Genomic DNA, 18,859 nt, shown 5'->3' with positions numbered 1-18,859 from the left:
ATGTGGCCTTTTTCACGTTATCACCGCAGAGATATTCCTCAGAGTTATAAACCTGTTGTTTTGGTTACAGGTTGTTCAAATGGTATTGGGCTCGAGCTTGCTCATTTGCTTTACAATGAACATCCTGAATATCGTGTCGTCGCAACCGCCAGAGAAAAAAGTATTCAAAAACTTCATGATCAATTTTTAGAAAATGATCGCTTTATGATTTATCCACTGGATGTCACTAAAGAGGAAGAACGCAAAGAACTCATCAATCATGTGAATAAAACTTGGGGTGGTGTGGATATCTTGGTGAATAATGCCGGGATCTCTTATCGTTCGGTCATTGAACACATGACTGCCAAAGATGAACTTCTGCAAATGGAAACAAACTATCTGGGACCGATGGGTTTAATTCGCAGGGTGCTGCCGTATATGCGCGAGACGGGCAGGGGTAAAATCATCAACGTGTCTTCCGTGGCGGGAATGCTTGCGATGCCAACGATGTCTTCATACTCGGCCTCCAAGTATGCGCTTGAGGGAGCCAGTGAGTCTTTGTGGTATGAGATGCGTCCCTTTGGTGTGCAGGTTTCATTGATTCAGCCGGGATTCGTGAACAGTAACTCGTTTCAAAATGTTTATCATTCAGAGTTATCAGATCCTGCGCATAACTGGGACGGACCTTACTGTGATTTCTATCAGAACATGACCCCGTTTGTGGCTAAGATGATGCGCATGTCGCGCTCCTCGGCGCACAAAATTGCAAAATTGATTATCAAAACGATTAAAACTGAAAATCCGTCACTATGGATTCCGGCGACCTTAGACGCGACGATGTTTTATTATATTCGCAGGCTTCTTCCGCGCAGAATCCTGCTGCCAGTGCTGTATTGGTTCTTACCAAATGCCAAACACTGGGGAAAAAGGCACACGAATCGCCGCTAACCTACTGGACCAAAGCCCACATATTCGTTTTTAGATTGAGGATATTTTAACCCCTTGATTGAGTGAAAGGGTCGATAAGACATAGGCGCATGGATCGCGCTTACTTGAGAGCACGGAGGCAACGATGGAAAAGGGTTTAGCGCAAGTCGTGGTTGAAGCCACAGGACTTCCCCAAAACTCGGTAGCAAATGAGCTACACAAACTGATGGCTGCGCATGGAACGAATGCAGAAGAGATGACCATCGACCAATTAAGAGAAATTATGGCCGATTATTTAAATCAGGTGTTCCTGGAACTTGCGAACGAAGAAGAAATCAAATCCGCATAGGCTAAAGGCCTCCGATCGGTTTAGCCATAACATACAAAATAAAAAAGGCCCCGGTTTCCCGAGGCCTTTCGCATTAATCTTTAAATTTAAAAATTAGATTTCGTAGTCAAGAGCCGCTTCTTCTTGAGTATCCGCTGGAGCTTCTTGAGTTTGAACGTCTTCTTTAGCAGAAGTGTTCAATTGTTTCATCGCTGCAGAAACGAAGTTCCATTCAGCGTTGATTTTTGTGTAGATCGCGTAGTTTGAACAATCGTCGATACCTTCTTTACCAGTACCGCGGCTTGTAACACCCCAAAGGTATTCAACCCCACCAACGTTGATGAACGCTGGACCACCAGAGTCACCGTGGCAAGCACCTTTACCTTGAGATTGATCCAAAGCAACCTCAGTATCACCGTATGGTTGGATCACGCCTACATCAGTTTTCTTCAAGATGTTTTCGTTTTCTTGAGTCAGGATGTAGCAAGTTTTCTTGTCATAAGTACAAGCGATTTGGCCGCTAGCGATCGCTGCATCTAGATCTGGGTACTTTTTAAGATCAACTTGTTCTTTTTTAACGTTCGTCAAACCGTAACCAGCAAGAGTTACGTTCGCGCCGTTTTTCAAGATCGTTTCATCTTTAAGGATGTTTGCAATTTGGTAGTCAGCAGGAATTTTACCTTGGATTTTGATAACTGCTAGATCGTAGTTATCAGCACCCTGATCGCGATCAGAAAGCTCTACGCCATCACCATTTGGATTACCGGCTTTTTTAAGCTTTTCAATCGTGGCACGAAGACGCGCATCGCCTTCACCGTATTGGTTGTGAACAACCACACCGGTAACTGGTTTGATTTGGTCTTTAGTCATTTTGTTAAGATCAGTAGCGAACACTACGAACATCGCAGCTTTTTTGTACTCGGTACCAGGGATACAGTGAGCAGCTGTAAGGATCATGTTGTCAGCGATGATTGAACCTGTGCACAGGAACTGACCTTGTTGATTGTCTTGAGTCAGTACGTTCACAACGATAGATACAGTAGATTTTCTGATGATATCGTTTTGAGCTACAGCTTCACCACCGATAATACCGGAGTTGTTGCCTGACTTAAGAGATGCAGATTTGTTTGGAGTACAAGCAGCGATCGTCGCTAATGCACCCAAAGATAAAGCCAACTTAAGAGATTTGATTGTGTTCATGGAACCCCTCCAATGGCGCTCTTTAAACACCCATTTTGGAACCAGGGCAATATAAAAAATTCGATACGCCCCATAAGATTACCTTATGGTAAAGTTGACAAAAATTTACGGCTGCAAAACTGCGAGAGCACGTTTTCCAAATAAAAAAGGTCCCGGTTTCCCGAGACCTTTTCATAGTTATGCGTACCTAATGTAAATTATGCGCGCTCAACTGCGATTTGGATCTTAGCTTCCAAACCTTCAGCGTAACGGATAACCGCTTTGTGCTGACCCAATACTTTGATTGGCTCTTCCAAGTGGATATCGCGACGGTCGATAGAGTGACCCATTTTTTGAAGCTCTTTAGAGATATCTGTAGTTGTTACAGTACCGAAAAGCTTGTCAGAGTCTGCACCAGCTTGCAATTTGAAGGATACAGTTGTGCCGTTGATTTTGTTCAAAAGCTCTTGGCGTTCAGCCAATGCTTTTTTCTTTTTAGTCTCAGCAACGCGTTTCAAGTGTTCGTACTCTTTTACGCGTTTTTCTGTAGCTTCAGCAGCCAATTTGCGTGGGAACAAGAAGTTTCTTGCGAAACCTTCAGAAACGTTCACCAACTCACCAACACGGCCTACATCTTTTACGTCTTTTTGAAGAATAACTTTCATGTGATCTCCATTACTTCGGCAGAGCCGAAGTGCATCTAGTTTAGCTAGCTTTTGGAGCCGTCATCTTACGAATGCGACTTCTAAAATCCAGCCAGTAATCGATCAAACCAACAATACTCAAAATAAGTACCAACTGGCCGACCAAGATTATGTACACCAAAACTCGAGTGACAGTTCCTGCCTTAATCGAATTTAGGAATACCTCCAACACTGCTAACCCCTGAAAGAAATAGAGAACGAGTGCTACGTTCACAATATTTACTGCGAGGATCGCAATGGCCTTACCGCCAAAACTCACCATTGTCAGAAGGAAGGCTGTCATCGCTACCCAAATAAAAAAGTCAGGCAAACGATATTCCGACAACTTGAGCTGAGAGGCAATTTTCTCGCGGGGCAAATTGAGCCACGAAAAAACCCTTCTCTCAAAAATTAATCCCACACCTAGTGCTACAATCAGAGTAATAGCAATGGCTGATGGGAATTGCTGCATCAATTCTGAAGCGTCTAACTTAACAGCGGGATTCACTTGTTGAATCTGCTCAATAAATTGTTCGACCAGTTTTTGAACTTCAGCGTACGTGTTAATCCCATTTACTGTGAATGAGCCATAAAGAGAGATGCTTGCAGCACCTGTCCCGAGCAACACACTCAGAATACCGGATAGCCACCACCCAAGACCTCTTTGCTCAAGTTCATTGTATACTCCTAAAGTCATCCAAACGGAGCCAATAAACATCGCTAAAGGTTGAGCGTTGAGGAGCCACGCAGCCCCTGTTACTAACAGTCCAAGGATCCAAAAGGCCCAAGGACCGAAAGCCTGACGGAGCACACGAAGAAGAGGCGCGTGAAGAACCACAGTCATCATCGACAACAAGATCGAGAGAGATGAAATCGTAATGAGTTTCTGTGGGGACGCGTACTTCTTCATGGCTTACGCCCTTAATTACTCGCCACGCTCAGCGCGGTCTGCTTTAGCAGCAGCAAACGCAGCTTTACGTGCTTGCATTTTAGCTTCGCGCTCTTTTTCACGAGCAGCAGATTCAGAAAGACCTTTTTTGAAGCCTTCCATGAATTTAGCCAAAGATACACGCTCGTCTAGGCGAGTATGCATAAAGCGAAGTACTTTGTCGTTGATACGCATAGTACGTTCCAACTCAGCGATAGCTTGAGTGTCAGCTTCGAATGTAGAGTGGAAGTAGATCGCTTTTTTCAACTTGCCGATTGGAGTCGCCAAGTTACGTTTGCCCCAAGTTTCAAGAGAGTTGATAGAACCCTTGAAAGTTTCGATAGTTGCTTTGTTCTTCTTGAAAAGATCTTTTTGATCTTCAGAAGTTGCATCTGGATGCATAAGAACAACAACCTCGTAAGGCATAGTGTTTTTAGTTTCCATGTATAATCCTTTCGGTTAAAGCCCCCACCATACAGGGGTGGGAACAAGGATGACTTTTTAAAATGTTTAACGGGTTTAGCACGCCTTAAGTTTGAGCACAAGGAATAGTCCTTTGATTCGCCCGAATCCAGCCCTATCATACCTAAATGGTCACATTTATTGAGGTTCTTAACGGCGTAAACGAAGGCTCCCGGCATCAACTGACGGACGGAATGACTATGGGTAGAGCCAATGCCGACATCATTGTGAAGGACCCCAAGGTCTCCAGCAAGCATGCTCAGATCGCTTTGGATGGTAAAGGACAGCTGGTTCTGCTTGATTTAGATTCCTCGAACGGGCTGTACATATCCGGTCGCCGTGTGAAAAAAGTCGCGTTAATTCCAGGGGTTATCTTTGAGATTGGGCGCACCCAGTTTAAAGTTGTGACGGTTGAAGAAGAACAAGCAAGCAGCTTTGAGCGCCTTCTGACTTGGCGCAATATTGTGAGCGCGACGATTCCTCAGCTGCAAATTCAGAATTCAGAACCGCCACAAAGCTTGCACAGATTTTCACCTGCGCTGAAGTTAACTTTCCTTCGCGGGATCCAAGCCGATGAGGAAATTATTTTAGGGTACGGGCCCAGAACCGCGGGGGCAGACTCTTTGGATGTTGAATTATTGGATGTGGACGCGCCTCGCGATGCCTTCCAACTTATTGCGGGACCAGGCCAGGTGGAGTTAAAAGTTTTGGCAACGGGACGGGTGACTCTTAATAATAAGAAGGTGTCTGCCGAAATGCTCTCGGATGGAGACATGATCTCTGTTGGCAACACATTGATTAAAGTCTCTTATCTCTAGTTAAGAAGGTCTTATGGAAACAACGCCTAAAAGCATCGGAACATTTGAAAGCTATGATGGCACTTCCATCTATTATGAAACTCATGGGCAAGGTGAGCCATTGATATTGATCTATGGTATCGCTTGCCTGATCAATCACTGGCACTATCAAATCGAGTATTTCTCTAAGAACTATCAAGTGATTGCTTTTGATTTGCGTGGCCACCACAAAAGCACACCGATCGTCGACATGAGCCAGCTGACTTTGGATTCTCTTAATAAAGATATTCTGGGCTTGCTTGAACATTTAAATATCAAAAGTGCGCACTTTGCAGGACACAGTTTTGGTGCTCCGGTTTTATTGAATTTATATTCTTCAAATCCGGAAGTGATTCGTTCCATGACGTTTATTAATGGTTTCGCCAGAAATCCGATCAAAGGAATGTTTGGTCTAGATGTAATTGAACCATTTTTTTATTTCGTAAAAGCACAGTACGAAAATCAACCGGATCTGTGGAATACTCTGTGGAAAGTTGCCGTGGATAATCCCTTGGCGATGTATGCTGCGGCTCTCGCTGGTGGTTTCAATCTGCGAGTTACTCATTTTAAAGACATTGAAGTTTATTGCCGGGGAGTCGCCCGCATGAACTTAAAAGTTTTCATTTCTTTTTTTGAAGAGCTGATGAAATTTGATGGCGAAGGCATTCTGGAAACAATTGAAGTGCCGGTGCTGGTGATTTCTGGAGAGAAAGACGCCGTCACTCCGATCCGCTTTCAGTATCATTTAAAAGAAAAAATCAAACACTCTGAATTCGTTTTGGTGCCATATGGTTCACACTGTACTCAGCTTGATTTCCCAGACTATACGAATTTGAAAATTGAAAAATTTCTGCAACAGGGCGTGCGCGAGGATTAAAGCTCCTCGCGACGAAGTCGGCGAAATTTCATCAACGCTCCACCAAGAAGTACTGTCGCCAAAAGCAAATGGATCACGTGATCTGTGGATCCCAGCTCCAGATGTTCGGGAGAAACCAACCACAAAGAATCGTCACGAACAAGATTTCCCACGCTCGGCATCCCTGGTGTTCCGACCATAAACCCCAGCACGCCCAGGACCGCATAGAAAGCACCAAAAATTAAAGAACACTTTTTGGCTTTTTGCTCGCCGCTAAAACCAAACCATACTAATAAGGCACCACCCACTAAGTGAATTAGATTGTGAGCCGGTGATAGGTGCGCGCCCAACAGGTTATCCACAACAAAACCCACAAGGGCAAAAACCACCAACGCGGTTCCGATGAAGACACTGGTTTCTTGTGCAAACGTTTTGCGCTCAAGCACACCTTCAAGTTGTCCTTTTTTAATGGTTTCACTTTGAATATCGTATTCGTCTCTGAGGCGACCACGAATACCTGGTTTCTTGCCAGCATTGTTTCTGGCATTACTCCTATTGCGATCTATTTCGGGTTGCATGCAAACCTCCGTCAATAAGCCCTATTATCGGCGGCAGCACTCGAAAAGGCAGCGTTGAGATTGTACATATGACTAAAAACAAAAAGCCACCACGCAGGACGTGATGGCTTTATTTGAATTTGAAATGTTCCCGGACTAGCGGAAAGCAATTTTTGTGATGTCGAAACCGTAACGGTTTACAGAGTCGTCAGAAGTGAACACTACTTTTGCAGAGTCACCTTCGATGACGCTAGAAAATGTATCGTCAGCTTTGCCAGACAACGTTTGAACCAGTTTGCCAGCTGAATCGTAAATCTCAACTTTATCGTAATCACGTTCTGTATCGAATTTTTCGAAATAGATCGCGATTTGTTTCGCGCCCGCTGCTCTTACCTCGAAAGTTGCATTTGTTTTGCTTGCGTAAGGGTGAGCTGAGGAAACGCTTGCAGAAACTGTTTGCCAGTTAACCGGATCATTTGCATCTGGTGGAGCAATCGTATTCGTCAACGCAGAGTATGCGTTTGCGATACCCATTGTGCGAACTTTACCGCGAAGACCAGGAATTGGTTTCGCAGTCGCCATGATACGTTCTTTAAGTTGCAAGCCCGTCAAGTTTGGTTCGTTAGCTGCAAGAAGAGCGGCGATACCAGAAACGTGCGGAGTTGCCATAGAAGTACCAGACCAAGAGTCGTAACCACCATTCTTAATTGAAGAATAGATGTTTACGCCTGGAGCACCCACGTGAACTTTTGTTTTTCCGTAGTTCGAGAATGAAGCCAAACGACCGCCATCATCAATCGCTGCTACCGCTAGTACGTTTGGAATATCGTACGTTGCTGGGTAAGTCGGATTTGCATCGTTATCATTAGATTCGTTACCCGCTGCTGCTACGAACAGAACACCTTTGTCATTTGCTCTTTGGATAGCTTGCTTCAAAGTTTCAGAGTAACCACCGCCACCCCAAGAATTTGAAAGGATTTTCGCACCCATGCTTACTGCATAGTCGATACCTTTAAGAGCGCCCTCAAGAGAACCAGAACCGTCAGCAGACAAGAATTTTACACCCATTAAGCGAACATTCCAGTTAACGCCAACGATACCTTTACCGTCGTCACCTTTAGCGCCGATAGTACCAGAGCAGTGAGAGCCGTGACCGTGGTCATCAAGTGGGTTGCCCGTTGGTTTGTCAGCCTTAACAAAGTTTGCACCGTAGATATCGTCGACAACGCCGTTGCCATCATCGTCTACACCTGCTTGACCGTTAAGTTCAGCAGCGTTCGTCCACAAGTTGTCTTTAAGATCTGGATGGTTGTAGTCGATACCAGTATCGATTACCGCAACCAAAACATCTTGAGAACCTGTTGTGATATCCCACGCCTGAAGAGCGCCAATGTCGATGCCCGCAGTTTTCGTGTTGTTCATGCCCCATAGGCGCGTGAACATTGGATCATTTGGAGTTTTGTTGATGCGATAGATATAGTTTGGTTCAACGATATCTACTAGTGGGTTTTGAGAAAGCGTTTTGATTACGCTGTCAGTAAGTTCGAACACAGGTCTTTTGATAACCACGATGTTCATGCTAGGGATTGTTTCTTTAACGAAAGCACCCAGTTGCTGACTCAAAACTTGTGTCGACTGAATCGCGTATTGATTTTTCAATTGAACGATATATTCACCAGGCACAGCTTCAGGTTTAGCAGCGAAAGCGCTAGCAGAAACGAACAAACCGAGCACGGCTCTTCCAATAAGCCCTCTCATAAATCCCTCCTTGATGGGTACAGGAGGAAAGTCTCGGCAAAAATTGCCGGGTGGTCCTCCAGTTCCAAAATGGTACCAATGCGAAAGTCAGGATTTTATTTGTTTTTGGAGTCAACAGCGAAACCTAGACCATTGTCCATATACAAGTTTGCTGAAGTTAAAGTAAATGAGGTGAACTATCCAGTCTTTGGTCTTGTCGGACGAATGGACTTCTCGTCGGCGAATCCGAAGCTCATTTGCTCGGGCAGTTTGAACTGCACAATCTTTTGAGGATTCTGGGCCATCTCTCTTTTCTCAGAGGGAGTAACAACGTTTACACCTTCAGATACTTTAATAAGATGTTTGATAAAGGCTTCTTTCACGCTATCAGGCGCATTTTTATTAAAGCCAAGTTCTGCCATAAGTTGATCAATCTTCTTCATAAGCCCAATCCTTGGTCTAGTTTTCGGAAGTTTGATGTTCGAGCTTTAGGGGAAATTCACAGATGAAGGTCGAGGATGCGTCTCTCATTAAGACGGACCGATGATGCAGAATTTAAAGGTTAAAAAATAGTACAAAAAAAGGGGCTCAGTTACCTGAACCCCTTAATATCACGTATATTTTTAAGAACTATGCGTTACTCTGACGAAAAGGGGCGTTAGCCAGCTCCGCCGTCTTTGTGCTTAGGTCTTTGAGTTAAAACAGCTCCCAAGAACTGACGGTTCATACGAGAGATATTTGTCAGCTGAATTTCTTTAGGACAAGCGGCTTCACACGCACCTGTGGTCGTACAAGCACCGAAACCTTCAGAATCCATCGCAGCAACCATGCGCAATGCACGTTCATTTTTTTCAACGGCACCTTGCGGAAGCAAAGCCATGTGAGAGATTTTTGCAGAAGTAAATAGGGCTGCAGAAGCATTCTTACAAGCTGCCACACACGCACCACAACCGATGCAAGTTGCTGAGCTCATAGCTTCGTCAGCATCTGCTTTAGGAATCAAGATAGCATTCGCATCTTGTGGATTTCCCGTATTTTGAGAAATGTAACCACCAGAAGAAATGATACGGTCAAATGCAGAACGATCGACCATCAAGTCTTTGATAACCGGGAAGGAGTTCGCTCTGAACGGTTCGATAGTCAATGTTTCGCCGTCGTTGTAGTTACGCATATGAAGTTGGCAAACTGTCGTTGCCTTCAACTTACCGTGTGCTTCGCCATCGATAACGAAACCGCATGTCCCGCAGATACCTTCGCGGCAGTCATGGTCAAATGCAATTGGCTCTTCGCCTTTTGCCACGATCTCTTCGTTCACAGCATCTAGCATCTCTAGAAATGAAGCGTGCTCAGAAACATTCTTTGCTTGGTACTCGACGAAAGAGCCTTGATCTTTAGCTCCTTTTTGTCTCCAAACTTTCAAAGTCAGATTGATATGTTTTCCACTCATTTTAAGCCTCTTATTTATAGCTACGAGTTGCTAGGTGAACGTTTTCGAAAGTAAGTTCTTCTTTGTGGCGAACAGACGTTTTCATGTTGCCTGTGTATTCCCACGCGGCAACGTGACAGAAGTTGGTGTCGTCACGCTTAGCCTCACCATTATCCTGATGTTCTTCACGGAAGTGACCGCCGCATGATTCCTCGCGCTCAAGAGCATCACGACACATCAACTCGCCAAGCTCCAGGAAGTCTGCAACACGTCCTGCTTTTTCAAGCTCAACGTTAAGATAATTTGGATCACCTGGGATACGAACGTTTTGCCAGAACTCCTCACGAACTTTTGGAATTTCTTCCAAAGCTTTCTTAAGGCCAGCAGCATTGCGACCCATACCACAGTTTTCCCACATGATGTTGCCAAGCTCTTTATGGAAGCTATCAACAGTTCGGTTGCCTTTGATGTTTACTAGCGTGCTGATTTCTTTTTTAACGCCGTCAACTGCTGCTTTGAAAGCATCGTCGTTCGTCGTTACTTTATTAAGTTTTGTGCCACCCAAGTAGTTACCGATAGAGTAAGGAACTACGAAATAACCATCAGCCAAACCTTGCATCAATGCAGATGCGCCCAAACGGTTTGCTCCGTGATCAGAGAAATTGGCTTCACCAGCGACAAAACAACCTGGAATTGTTGACTGAAGGTTGTAGTCAACCCACAAGCCACCCATTGTGTAGTGGGGAGCGGGGTAGATCATCATTGGACGTTTATAAGGATTATCACCCGTGATTTTTTCGTACATTTCAAACAAGTTACCGTAGCGCTCAGAAATTTTATCTTCGCCAAGGCGTTTGATGGAATCTGCGAAATCCAAGTAAACAGCTTTACCAGATTCATTCACGCCGCGACCCTCATCACAAGCGTATTTCGCCTGACGAGAAGCCACGTCACGAGGAGCCAGGTTACCAAATGAAGGATAAACGCGCTCCAAGTAGTAATCGCGTTCGTTTTCTGGGATGTCGTTTGGATGACGTTTATCACCCACTGCTTTTGGAACCCATACGCGACCGTCATTGCGAAGTGATTCAGACATCAAGGTAAGTTTAGACTGATTTTCACCATGAACTGGGATGCATGTTGGATGGATTTGCGTGTAACAAGGATTTGCGAAATAAGCGCCACGTTTGTGTGCTTTCCATGCAGCCGTAACCGCACAGTTCATCGCATTTGTAGAAAGGAAGAACACGTTAGAGTAACCGCCAGACGCGATGATAACTGCATCGGCTTCGTGGGCTTCAATTTCACCGGTTAACAAGTTACGAACGATGATACCGCGTGCTTTTCCGTCGATCACAACTAGATCCAGCATTTCGCGACGGTAGCGAAGTTCCACAGTTCCTGCGTCAACTTGTCTCATCATTTGCGAGTAAGCACCCAACAAAAGCTGCTGACCCGTTTGACCGCGAGCATAGAATGTACGGGAAACTTGCGCACCACCGAATGAACGGTTCGCTAATGTGCCGCCGTATTCACGTGCGAACGGAACACCTTGAGAAACCATTTGGTCAATGATGTTCGCTGACACTTCCGCCAAACGGTAAACGTTTGCTTCACGGGCACGGAAGTCTCCGCCCTTAACGGTGTCATAGAAAAGACGGTAAGTTGAGTCACCATCGTTTTGATAATTTTTAGCGGCATTGATACCACCCTGAGCAGCCACGGAATGGGCGCGACGAGGGGATTCATGTACGCAGAATGCTTTTACTTTGTAACCAAGCTCACCCAGTGAGGCCGCCGCAGAAGCACCAGCAAGACCAGTACCCACAACGATTACGGAGTGTTTTCTTTTGTTCGCAGGGTTTACAAGTTTATTTTCAAACTTGGCTTTTTCCCATTTGTCTTCAATCGCACCGCTTGGAATTTTACTGTCTAAAATGTTAGCCATGACGTGTGCTCCTTAGAGAGTGAGGAAAAGGTAAAGAGGTTGAGAGATAAAACCAAGGGCTACGATAATTCCGTAACCAACACTTAGCTTAGCCCAAACATTACGATAAGTGCCTTCCATCAAACCCAAAGATTGGAAAGTGGAACCCACACCGTGCTTTAAATGGAAGCCCAAAAGAATCAAGGCAACCACGTACCAAACTACATAGCCTGGTTGTTGGAAAACTTCTTCCATCAATTTTGCCAGATCACGCATTGGAACGCCGTTTACGTTGGTCTCGTAATGTTGACCGTATTTGAAAGTGATCAAATGAAGAATAACGAAAACCAGAATCAGCGAGCCCTGAATCGCCATTGTTCGTGAAGCCAGGGAAACTCTTTTTGCGCCCTTGGCCGCCACGGCGTATTTTTGGCCTTTTGCTTCGCGATTGTTTTTCGTCAAAGAAATCGCCATAAAGACGTGGGTTATCAACGCCAGCACCAGAACAAGTTCCGCAACGTAGATGATTTTACCGCTTGTAAGCGCGTGGCCATAAGCATTGTAAGCGTCGTGGCTTACGAAAATGAGCATGTTTCCGGCCATGTGAGCAAGCACGAAACCCGCCCAAATAAGACCAGTGATTCCCATTAAGTACTTTTTCCCGACAGTCGTTCCGAGAAATCCAAACATGGTGTGAAACCCCTTGTGTGATAGCTTTATATTCTCATTAAGTTTTTAATTAACTTACTCCTCGGGGGTTTGATTTGTCCATGACCCCTGTCATGTTTCGCAACATGTTAGACTTTGAGGATTTAGTTTTGCCTCTGAAATCATCTGCGATAGAACTGGTCCTCTAAAAACGGGGTAAAAATATGAAGATTTTCGTGTGCATCAAACAGGTGCCAGACACTGAAACTAAAATCAAAATCTCTCCCGACCAAACCGGTATCGATACGGCGGGGATTAAATGGGTTATGAACCCTTACGACGAATACGCTGTCGAGGAAGCGAACAAGCTTCGCGACGCAAATCCAGGCGCTCAGGTTTGGGTTTTAAGCGCAGGTCCTAAAGCGCGTGTCGTAGAATCTTTGCGTACAGCACTTGCTATGGGTGCTGACGAAGCCATTGTAATCAACGGTGAAGGTCTAGATAACTTCTCTACTGCGAAAGCACTTGCAGAAGTGATCAAAGCCGAGGGCGGAATGAAAATCATTTTCACCGGCAAACTTGCGATTGATGACAACGCTTCTTCTGTAAGCCAAATGATGGCTGAATTCTTGAACGTACCTCACACGACTGTAGTTTCTAAATTCGCTTTCAACGGCGAAAATGTAACAGTTGAGCGTGATGTCGAGGGTGGTGCGAAGGAAGTTGTGCAAATGATGACACCAGCAGTGGTTGGCGCGAACAAAGGCTTGAACATGCCACGTTACGCCTCTCTTCCTGGTATCATGAAAGCTAAAAAGAAAGTGATCAAAGAAATCGAGTTCTCTTCTTTGAACATTCCTGCAACTGACATCAAAGTAAAATACTCTGGCATGACACTTCCAGCTGATAAACCGGCGGTTAAAATGCTATCTGGTGACTCTTCTGCACAAGCAGCTGAGCTTGTTAAACTTCTTCGCGATGAAGCGAAGGTTCTGTAGGAGCTGGCAATGGGTAAAGTATTAGTTTTTGCTGAACAAACAAACGGTAAACTTAAACGCAGCTCGATCGAGCTTTTGCAAGCGGCAGCGAAATCCGGCAACACAGTGGTTGCTGTGACTTTCGGTTCTCACGCAGGTGACGTAACAGCGGCCATCGGCCACAATGGTGCTTCTGAAGTTCATGTTGTGAAAGACGGGGCTTTGGATTCGTACAATCCAGAATCTTACACTGCAAACGTAGTTGCGATCGTAAACAAAGTTCAACCTTCGATCATCCTGGCTTCTGCTTCTTCAACAGGTAAAGATTTGTTCCCACGTGTTGCGGCTCGCTTAAACACAGGTGTTGCAAGTGATTGCACTCAGTTGACGATCTCTGGTGACAACGTAACTGCTGTTAAACCAATGTACTCAGGTAAAGCATTTGCGACTGTTAACTTCGAAAACAGCCCAATCAAAATCGTTTTGATGCGTGCTAATCAACTTCCAGTTGAAGCTGCTGACACATCTAAAACTGCAAATGTTGTCGAAAACACAAATGCAGCAACTGATTTGAAAACTTTGATCAAAGAAATCGTCAAGGGTGCCTCAGAGAAGTTGGATCTGACAGAAGCAAACATCATCGTTTCTGGTGGTCGTGGTTTGAAAGAAGCTGCGAACTTCAAAATGTTGAACGACCTTGCTGACGTATTGGGTGCAACTGTAGGTGCGACTCGTGCAGTGGTTGATGCTGGATGGGTAGGACACGGTATGCAAGTGGGTCAAACTGGTAAAACAGTGGCTCCAACATTGTACATCGCTGTTGGCATCTCGGGCGCGATTCAACATTTGGCAGGTATGGGCAGCTCTAAAGTTATCGTTGCTATCAATAACGATGCGAATGCTCCAATCTTCCAAAAAGCTACTTACGGTATCGTGGGTGATGCTTTTGATATCGTTCCAAAATTGACTGAAGAGTTCAAAAAGGCTCTTCACCACTAATCGTGTTTAGGAAATACATCCTTCCGATTATTGTGTTTGTATTTTATCGAACCCTCTCATGGACGTGGAGGGTTCGTCTTTTCGAGCCTGAATCCCTTAAGAGTTCCCTGGAAAATAAAAACCCGGTTGTACTTGCTCACTGGCATGGTGACGAGCTTGCACTTCTTTCGATCGTTAAACGCTATCGTATCGCTACAATTGCATCGCAATCCAAAGACGGCGAGTTGATGGCAACTGTGCTTAAATGGATGGGCGCAAAAACCAGTCGTGGGTCATCTTCGCGTGGCAGTGTTCAAGCCCTGAAAGGTCTTTTGCGTTTAGTAAAAGACGGGGGAAATTGCAGCTTTGCGGTGGATGGCCCCAAGGGTCCGTTACACAAGGTAAAGCCCGGAGTTTTTGAATTATCACGCATGATTCATGGCCCGATCTATGCGGCTGGCGTGTACGTTGATCGTGCGATTTATTTCCCAAGATCTTGGAATAAAACTTTCCTGCCTAAACCCTTCGCGAAAGTGATAATTGTTTGGAGTGAGTGCCTTCCTCCAGTCACAAAGGAACAAGATCCAAGAAACCCAGACCTTGCTCTAGAGTTAGAGTCTCTTTTACACCAGACTCGTCAGCAAGCTGTTAATTTCATTGCGGATAATAAGGCCTAGTGCTAGCGTTTTAACATAGTTTGCATCAACTTTTAAAAGGGACTTTTAAAGTATGAAATTAGTTATCAGCATCTTGATGCTCATCGCAGCACCGGCGTTCGCGCAGAAATCTTCTGAAGTGTTAGCTCAGGTGGGCAAAAAAACGATCACTCTTGATGAATTCAACAAGAAATACAACGACATCAAATCTAAAACGACAAACCCTCCACCAAAAGATCTTTTCCTGGAAGATATGGTTCGTTATGAAGTGGGTTTACAAGAAGCTGAAAAGCGCAATCTAGAAAAAGATCCTATCGTTCAAGACCAACTTCGTCAGGCGATGTACAAAGCTCTTTTGGAAAAAGAGTTGGGTCCTAAAGTTCAAAAAATCACGATTTCTGACAAAGAATTGCAAGATTGGTACAAAAACAATCCTGAAATCCGCACTAGCAATATCTTGATTGAGTTTAAACAAGGTGCAACTCCGGCACAAATCGCCGAAGCTAAAAAACGTGCCGAGGAAATCTATACTGAAGTTAAAAAATCGAAGCGCCCGTTTGAAGAGCTGGTTAAGCTTTATTCCGATGATGCGATTTCCAAGCAAGCTGGTGGCGACATCGGTTGGCAATCACGTGTAACAATCGTTCCTGCATACTATGAGGCGGCAGCTTCCATGAAGGTCGGTGACATCAAGGGGCTCATCGAATCTCCATATGGCTTCCACATCATCAAAGTAACAGGACGTCGCAGCTTTGAAAATGCGGATAAACGCCAAATCAGAGCCGCAGTATACGACGAGAAAAGAAAAGTGATCTTTAACGAGTACTTCGAAAAATTGAAAAAATCGTACTCGATCAAAGAAAACAAAAACCTTATCAAATAAGGAACTAGCAGATGAAATTTCTAAAGAGCCCCGCCAAAACGGGGCTTTTTATTTTAACAAGCATGTTGTTGGCGGGTTGTCCTTCCAAATATCAAAAACTTTCTAAACAACCAGTTGAGAAAGTAAACGAACACGTTCTGACAGCGAAGGAATTCGCAAATCAGTTGGCGCGTAAGCTTAAAAACTTTGATGCGCTGGCCGCCAAAGATCCCAATAACGTTCAACGAATCAAAGAGGAAATTCTTCGCGACTTCCTGGTGAAGAGTTTAACTTTGGATTGGGCACGCGCTCAAAGCATCGTCGTTTCTGAAAACAGTCTGGATCAAGAAGTGGATAAGTTGCGAGCAAACTATCCTGATGATCTTTCTTTCCGTCGTGCTTTGGCCCAAGAAAACCTGTCCTTTGCAGAGTGGCGCGAAGAACTTCGTTACACTCTGATTGAACGTGAGGTTTTCAAAAAGATTAACGAGAAAGCGAAGCCAATCGCCGAAGAAGAGATCAAACGTTATTACGACGACCACAAGGATATGTATAAACGCAAAGAACGCATTTATATCCGCCAGATCGTAGTCGACGAAGAATCTAAGGCTGACGCGATAAAAACGGATCTAAAAACCAAAGATTTTGCGGAACTTGCCAAGAAATTCTCCATCACTCCGGAAGCTAAGCAGGGTGGTGTCATCGGGTGGATTGAAAAGGGCACTGTGGATTACTTTGACCGTCTGTTTACAAACTCTGTTGGCGTACAAATGATCAAAAGCCCCTTCGGTATTCACCTGATTCGTGTGGAAAAAAAGGCTCCAGCGTCTACTTTGACTCTTGAAGAGGTTCGCCCCCAGATTACGCGCGCGCTTAAAGCACAACGCGAGCAGGCAGAATACGTGGCGTGGCTTGATGCCCAGCTCAGAAGTAGTAAAGTTCTAAAGGACTACGAGTTGATGAATTCCATCTCCGTAGATACCCGAGGGAATAATGATTAGTTTACTTGTTTCTTTATTTTTAGCAGTGCCGGTTAAAGCCGAAGTCGTTGAAAAAACTTTGGCCGTTGTGAACAACGAAATCATCTTGGAATCTGACCTTAAGGAATTGCAAAATCGAATTGCAAAGCCCGGTATGGTTGATGACGCTTTGATGGATGGTAAGTCTGCTGATGCTTTAAAGAAAGATCGCAAAGCGCAGATGGACTATTTGATTAATGAGAAAATTCTTTCTTCTGAAATCAAACGCTTGAATCTGACTGTGACAAATGATCGTGTTGAACAAGAGTTCAAAGACATGGCCAAAAGAAACAATGTAAGCGAAGCCGAGCTTATGAGCATTCTTAAGGGGCAGGGAATCAATATCCCTGAATACAAGATTTTCCTGAAAGAAAAAATTGAAAAGCAAAATTTGATGGATACAGAGATCATTTCAAAATTGCGTATTTCTGACGAAGACGCTTTGAATGAATACTTAAAATCAAATCCAAACAACAAGCCTGCAATTGACGAATTCTCCGTTTCCCACATTTTCTTCTCTCCGAAAAAAGGTGGCTCTGAAGCTGCTTACAAACGTGCGGAGACGGCTCTTTCCAAACTTCGTTCCGGTGAAAACTTTGAAACTCTGGCACAGCAATTCAGTGAAGATCCAAACTTCTCAGCTGGTGGTGCTTTAGGTACTTTCAAATCCGGCGAATTTATTCCGGAAATTGAAGAAGCTATTTCCAGTCTTAAAGTGGGTGAAACAACAGGTATCGTAAAATCTCGCCTGGGTTTCCACATCGTAAAATTGACGACTAAAAAGCTGACGCCAGATCCTAAATTTGAAAAACAAAAAGACCGTATTAAAGCTCAACTTTTGGAAACTAGTTTCAAAAGACAACTTCGTCTTTGGTTGCAAAACAAACGCGACGACTCGTTCATCAGAATTAATGAGTAACAAACGAATTGCACTTACCACGGGTGACGATGATGGTATTGGCTTTGAAGTCACAGCCAAAGCCCTGCACAAGCTCGGCCCACAAAAGGGTGTGCAATTCTTCTTGTGGCGAAACGACAACGCCTCTGCAAAATATTTAAGACTTATTGATCAGAAATTCGAACGTATTGTTGTCGACTCACTGGAAGAGGGCCTAAAAATCGAAGGCCCTTACCTGGTTGATATATGCTCTGATTTGTCGCCGGCTCATTGGGTTGAAAGCACGGCCAAAGCCTGCATGAAAAAACAACTCGACGGGATGGCAACAGCTCCTTTATCAAAAACTTTGATCAAAGAAGCCGGCTTCAAAGATCTTGGACACACCGATATTCTTAAACGAGTTTCCAGAACTAAAACTGTGCACATGGGTTTTGCGGGCCGCGAATTCAATGTCGTTTTGGCAACGGGGCATTTGTCGGTTGCTCATATTTCAAAGCACATTAGTTTTAGCACCGTCGCTGAGGCCTTGTTGCATGCGGATCAATTGCGTAAATCTTTACCTGCATCCAAACGCTCAAAACCCATTGGCGTTTTAGGCCTAAATCCCCACGCTGGCGAGCAGGGGATGATCGGTGGCGAAGAACTTTTGGTTTTTCCAAATCTTGCTTCTTTTGCTAAAGAAAAAAGTATTCCCTATGTGGGTCCATTAGTTCCAGATGCGGCTTTCTTTAAAGAGAACTGGAAAAAATATTCCGTGTATCTATGTCTGTATCATGACCAAGGTTTAATCCCTTTTAAAATGATTCACGGACAAGACAGTGGTGTTCACATCAGTCTGGGAATTCCATTTGTTCGCACCAGTGTCGATCACGGCACAGCGAAGGATATTTTTGGCAAAAACAAAGCCAATCCCAACTCTATGATTGATGCTATTCGCTGGTCTATTAATTTGACTCGACAGCAGTCCTAGTTAGGATTATTTCTAATATTTTCCAA

The 18,859-nt window shown here is 44.5% G+C and carries 21 protein-coding genes; 11 read left to right on the top strand and 10 right to left on the bottom strand.

Annotated features, from left to right (window positions below; translation table 11 throughout):
* Nucleotides 1-927: an SDR family oxidoreductase gene (locus HW988_RS00165; protein WP_181605710.1), complete on the top strand. Its 927-nt coding sequence runs from the start codon at nucleotides 1-3 to the stop codon at nucleotides 925-927.
* Between the two features lie 124 nt (nucleotides 928-1,051).
* Nucleotides 1,052-1,255: a hypothetical protein gene (locus tag HW988_RS00160; protein WP_181605709.1), complete on the top strand. Its 204-nt coding sequence runs from the start codon at nucleotides 1,052-1,054 to the stop codon at nucleotides 1,253-1,255.
* A gap of 93 nt (nucleotides 1,256-1,348) precedes the next feature.
* Here the strand turns inward: HW988_RS00160 and HW988_RS00155 are convergent, their stop codons facing one another.
* The 4 genes from HW988_RS00155 to rpsF all read right to left on the bottom strand — a co-directional run bounded on the left by HW988_RS00155 (nucleotide 1,349) and on the right by rpsF (nucleotide 4,468).
* The gene (locus HW988_RS00155; RefSeq protein WP_181605708.1) at nucleotides 1,349-2,434 is read right to left on the bottom strand and encodes a trypsin-like serine protease; all 1,086 of its coding nucleotides are present in this window, start codon (nucleotides 2,432-2,434) and stop codon (nucleotides 1,349-1,351) included.
* A gap of 197 nt (nucleotides 2,435-2,631) precedes the next feature.
* Nucleotides 2,632-3,078: a 50S ribosomal protein L9 gene (gene rplI / locus HW988_RS00150; RefSeq protein ID WP_142698455.1), complete on the bottom strand. Its 447-nt coding sequence runs from the start codon at nucleotides 3,076-3,078 to the stop codon at nucleotides 2,632-2,634.
* A 40-nt stretch (nucleotides 3,079-3,118) separates the two neighbouring features.
* Nucleotides 3,119-4,006 carry a DUF2232 domain-containing protein gene (locus tag HW988_RS00145; RefSeq protein WP_181605707.1) on the bottom strand — a complete coding sequence of 296 codons (888 nt, stop codon included), beginning with the start codon at nucleotides 4,004-4,006 and terminating at the stop codon, nucleotides 3,119-3,121.
* A 15-nt stretch (nucleotides 4,007-4,021) separates the two neighbouring features.
* Nucleotides 4,022-4,468, bottom strand: a complete 447-nt coding sequence (gene rpsF, locus HW988_RS00140; RefSeq protein WP_181605706.1) for a 30S ribosomal protein S6 — start codon at nucleotides 4,466-4,468, stop codon at nucleotides 4,022-4,024.
* 146 nt (nucleotides 4,469-4,614) lie between these two features.
* Between rpsF and HW988_RS00135 the strand changes: the two genes are divergently transcribed.
* Nucleotides 4,615-5,304, top strand: a complete 690-nt coding sequence (locus tag HW988_RS00135; protein ID WP_181605705.1) for an FHA domain-containing protein — start codon at nucleotides 4,615-4,617, stop codon at nucleotides 5,302-5,304.
* A 13-nt stretch (nucleotides 5,305-5,317) separates the two neighbouring features.
* Nucleotides 5,318-6,199 carry an alpha/beta fold hydrolase gene (locus HW988_RS00130; RefSeq protein ID WP_181605704.1) on the top strand — a complete coding sequence of 294 codons (882 nt, stop codon included), beginning with the start codon at nucleotides 5,318-5,320 and terminating at the stop codon, nucleotides 6,197-6,199.
* Here the strand turns inward: HW988_RS00130 and HW988_RS00125 are convergent.
* The 6 genes from HW988_RS00125 to HW988_RS00100 all read right to left on the bottom strand — a co-directional run bounded on the left by HW988_RS00125 (nucleotide 6,196) and on the right by HW988_RS00100 (nucleotide 12,515).
* The gene (locus HW988_RS00125; protein WP_181605703.1) at nucleotides 6,196-6,756 is read right to left on the bottom strand and encodes a hypothetical protein; all 561 of its coding nucleotides are present in this window, start codon (nucleotides 6,754-6,756) and stop codon (nucleotides 6,196-6,198) included. The genes HW988_RS00130 and HW988_RS00125 overlap by 4 nt on opposite strands.
* Before the next feature lie 135 nt (nucleotides 6,757-6,891).
* Complete coding sequence (locus HW988_RS00120) at nucleotides 6,892-8,493, bottom strand: S8 family serine peptidase (RefSeq protein ID WP_181605702.1); 1,602 nt, start codon at nucleotides 8,491-8,493, stop codon at nucleotides 6,892-6,894.
* A gap of 176 nt (nucleotides 8,494-8,669) precedes the next feature.
* Nucleotides 8,670-8,915, bottom strand: a complete 246-nt coding sequence (locus tag HW988_RS00115; protein WP_181605701.1) for a hypothetical protein — start codon at nucleotides 8,913-8,915, stop codon at nucleotides 8,670-8,672.
* Between the two features lie 215 nt (nucleotides 8,916-9,130).
* Nucleotides 9,131-9,919 carry a succinate dehydrogenase/fumarate reductase iron-sulfur subunit gene (locus tag HW988_RS00110; protein WP_181605700.1) on the bottom strand — a complete coding sequence of 263 codons (789 nt, stop codon included), beginning with the start codon at nucleotides 9,917-9,919 and terminating at the stop codon, nucleotides 9,131-9,133.
* 10 nt (nucleotides 9,920-9,929) lie between these two features.
* The gene (locus tag HW988_RS00105; protein ID WP_181605699.1) at nucleotides 9,930-11,846 is read right to left on the bottom strand and encodes a fumarate reductase/succinate dehydrogenase flavoprotein subunit; all 1,917 of its coding nucleotides are present in this window, start codon (nucleotides 11,844-11,846) and stop codon (nucleotides 9,930-9,932) included.
* 12 nt (nucleotides 11,847-11,858) lie between these two features.
* Entirely contained in the window at nucleotides 11,859-12,515 is a 657-nt protein-coding gene (locus HW988_RS00100) for a succinate dehydrogenase cytochrome b subunit (RefSeq protein ID WP_181605698.1), read from the bottom strand.
* A gap of 182 nt (nucleotides 12,516-12,697) precedes the next feature.
* Between HW988_RS00100 and HW988_RS00095 the strand changes: the two genes are divergently transcribed.
* The 7 genes from HW988_RS00095 to HW988_RS00065 are packed head-to-tail and all read left to right on the top strand — an operon-like array spanning nucleotide 12,698 to nucleotide 18,833.
* The gene (locus HW988_RS00095) at nucleotides 12,698-13,471 is read left to right on the top strand and encodes an electron transfer flavoprotein subunit beta/FixA family protein (protein WP_181605697.1); all 774 of its coding nucleotides are present in this window, start codon (nucleotides 12,698-12,700) and stop codon (nucleotides 13,469-13,471) included.
* Between the two features lie 9 nt (nucleotides 13,472-13,480).
* On the top strand, nucleotides 13,481-14,449 hold the full coding sequence (locus tag HW988_RS00090; protein ID WP_181605696.1) for an electron transfer flavoprotein subunit alpha/FixB family protein: 969 nt from the start codon (nucleotides 13,481-13,483) through the stop codon (nucleotides 14,447-14,449).
* A 2-nt stretch (nucleotides 14,450-14,451) separates the two neighbouring features.
* Complete coding sequence (locus tag HW988_RS00085) at nucleotides 14,452-15,105, top strand: lysophospholipid acyltransferase family protein (protein ID WP_181605695.1); 654 nt, start codon at nucleotides 14,452-14,454, stop codon at nucleotides 15,103-15,105.
* A 52-nt stretch (nucleotides 15,106-15,157) separates the two neighbouring features.
* Nucleotides 15,158-15,967: a peptidylprolyl isomerase gene (locus tag HW988_RS00080; RefSeq protein WP_181605694.1), complete on the top strand. Its 810-nt coding sequence runs from the start codon at nucleotides 15,158-15,160 to the stop codon at nucleotides 15,965-15,967.
* Between the two features lie 11 nt (nucleotides 15,968-15,978).
* Entirely contained in the window at nucleotides 15,979-16,947 is a 969-nt protein-coding gene (locus HW988_RS00075; protein WP_181605693.1) for a peptidyl-prolyl cis-trans isomerase, read from the top strand.
* Nucleotides 16,940-17,884 carry a peptidylprolyl isomerase gene (locus tag HW988_RS00070; RefSeq protein WP_181605692.1) on the top strand — a complete coding sequence of 315 codons (945 nt, stop codon included), beginning with the start codon at nucleotides 16,940-16,942 and terminating at the stop codon, nucleotides 17,882-17,884. Before HW988_RS00075 ends, HW988_RS00070 begins: the two co-directional genes overlap by 8 nt.
* Nucleotides 17,877-18,833, top strand: coding sequence for a 4-hydroxythreonine-4-phosphate dehydrogenase PdxA (locus tag HW988_RS00065; protein ID WP_181605691.1), 957 nt, complete (start codon nucleotides 17,877-17,879; stop codon nucleotides 18,831-18,833). The genes HW988_RS00070 and HW988_RS00065 overlap by 8 nt, the downstream gene beginning before the upstream one ends.
* Nucleotides 18,834-18,859: the final 26 nt, after the last annotated feature.

The sequence above is a fragment of the Bdellovibrio sp. KM01 genome, assembly GCF_013752535.1.
Taxonomy (GTDB): Bacteria; Bdellovibrionota; Bdellovibrionia; order Bdellovibrionales; family Bdellovibrionaceae; genus Bdellovibrio.
The sequence above is the reverse complement of the archived record's forward strand: the minus strand, read 5'-3'. Positions and strand labels throughout refer to the sequence as shown.

What these genes read in the sequence shown, in the direction of transcription:
- HW988_RS00160 (WP_181605709.1), top strand. Translation starts at nt 1,052, where the DNA reads ATGGAAAAGGGTTTAGCGCAAGTCGTGGTTGAAGCCACAGGACTTCCC.
- HW988_RS00125 (WP_181605703.1), bottom strand. Translation starts at nt 6,756, where the DNA reads ATGCAACCCGAAATAGATCGCAATAGGAGTAATGCCAGAAACAATGCT.
- HW988_RS00130 (WP_181605704.1), top strand. Translation starts at nt 5,318, where the DNA reads ATGGAAACAACGCCTAAAAGCATCGGAACATTTGAAAGCTATGATGGC.
- HW988_RS00065 (WP_181605691.1), top strand. Translation starts at nt 17,877, where the DNA reads ATGAGTAACAAACGAATTGCACTTACCACGGGTGACGATGATGGTATT.
- HW988_RS00090 (WP_181605696.1), top strand. Translation starts at nt 13,481, where the DNA reads ATGGGTAAAGTATTAGTTTTTGCTGAACAAACAAACGGTAAACTTAAA.
- HW988_RS00135 (WP_181605705.1), top strand. Translation starts at nt 4,615, where the DNA reads ATGGTCACATTTATTGAGGTTCTTAACGGCGTAAACGAAGGCTCCCGG.
- HW988_RS00110 (WP_181605700.1), bottom strand. Translation starts at nt 9,919, where the DNA reads ATGAGTGGAAAACATATCAATCTGACTTTGAAAGTTTGGAGACAAAAA.
- HW988_RS00145 (WP_181605707.1), bottom strand. Translation starts at nt 4,006, where the DNA reads ATGAAGAAGTACGCGTCCCCACAGAAACTCATTACGATTTCATCTCTC.
- HW988_RS00100 (WP_181605698.1), bottom strand. Translation starts at nt 12,515, where the DNA reads ATGTTTGGATTTCTCGGAACGACTGTCGGGAAAAAGTACTTAATGGGA.
- HW988_RS00120 (WP_181605702.1), bottom strand. Translation starts at nt 8,493, where the DNA reads ATGAGAGGGCTTATTGGAAGAGCCGTGCTCGGTTTGTTCGTTTCTGCT.
- HW988_RS00070 (WP_181605692.1), top strand. Translation starts at nt 16,940, where the DNA reads ATGATTAGTTTACTTGTTTCTTTATTTTTAGCAGTGCCGGTTAAAGCC.
- HW988_RS00165 (WP_181605710.1), top strand. Translation starts at nt 1, where the DNA reads ATGTGGCCTTTTTCACGTTATCACCGCAGAGATATTCCTCAGAGTTAT.
- HW988_RS00105 (WP_181605699.1), bottom strand. Translation starts at nt 11,846, where the DNA reads ATGGCTAACATTTTAGACAGTAAAATTCCAAGCGGTGCGATTGAAGAC.
- HW988_RS00115 (WP_181605701.1), bottom strand. Translation starts at nt 8,915, where the DNA reads ATGAAGAAGATTGATCAACTTATGGCAGAACTTGGCTTTAATAAAAAT.
- rpsF (WP_181605706.1), bottom strand. Translation starts at nt 4,468, where the DNA reads ATGGAAACTAAAAACACTATGCCTTACGAGGTTGTTGTTCTTATGCAT.
- HW988_RS00075 (WP_181605693.1), top strand. Translation starts at nt 15,979, where the DNA reads ATGAAATTTCTAAAGAGCCCCGCCAAAACGGGGCTTTTTATTTTAACA.
- rplI (WP_142698455.1), bottom strand. Translation starts at nt 3,078, where the DNA reads ATGAAAGTTATTCTTCAAAAAGACGTAAAAGATGTAGGCCGTGTTGGT.
- HW988_RS00095 (WP_181605697.1), top strand. Translation starts at nt 12,698, where the DNA reads ATGAAGATTTTCGTGTGCATCAAACAGGTGCCAGACACTGAAACTAAA.
- HW988_RS00155 (WP_181605708.1), bottom strand. Translation starts at nt 2,434, where the DNA reads ATGAACACAATCAAATCTCTTAAGTTGGCTTTATCTTTGGGTGCATTA.
- HW988_RS00080 (WP_181605694.1), top strand. Translation starts at nt 15,158, where the DNA reads ATGAAATTAGTTATCAGCATCTTGATGCTCATCGCAGCACCGGCGTTC.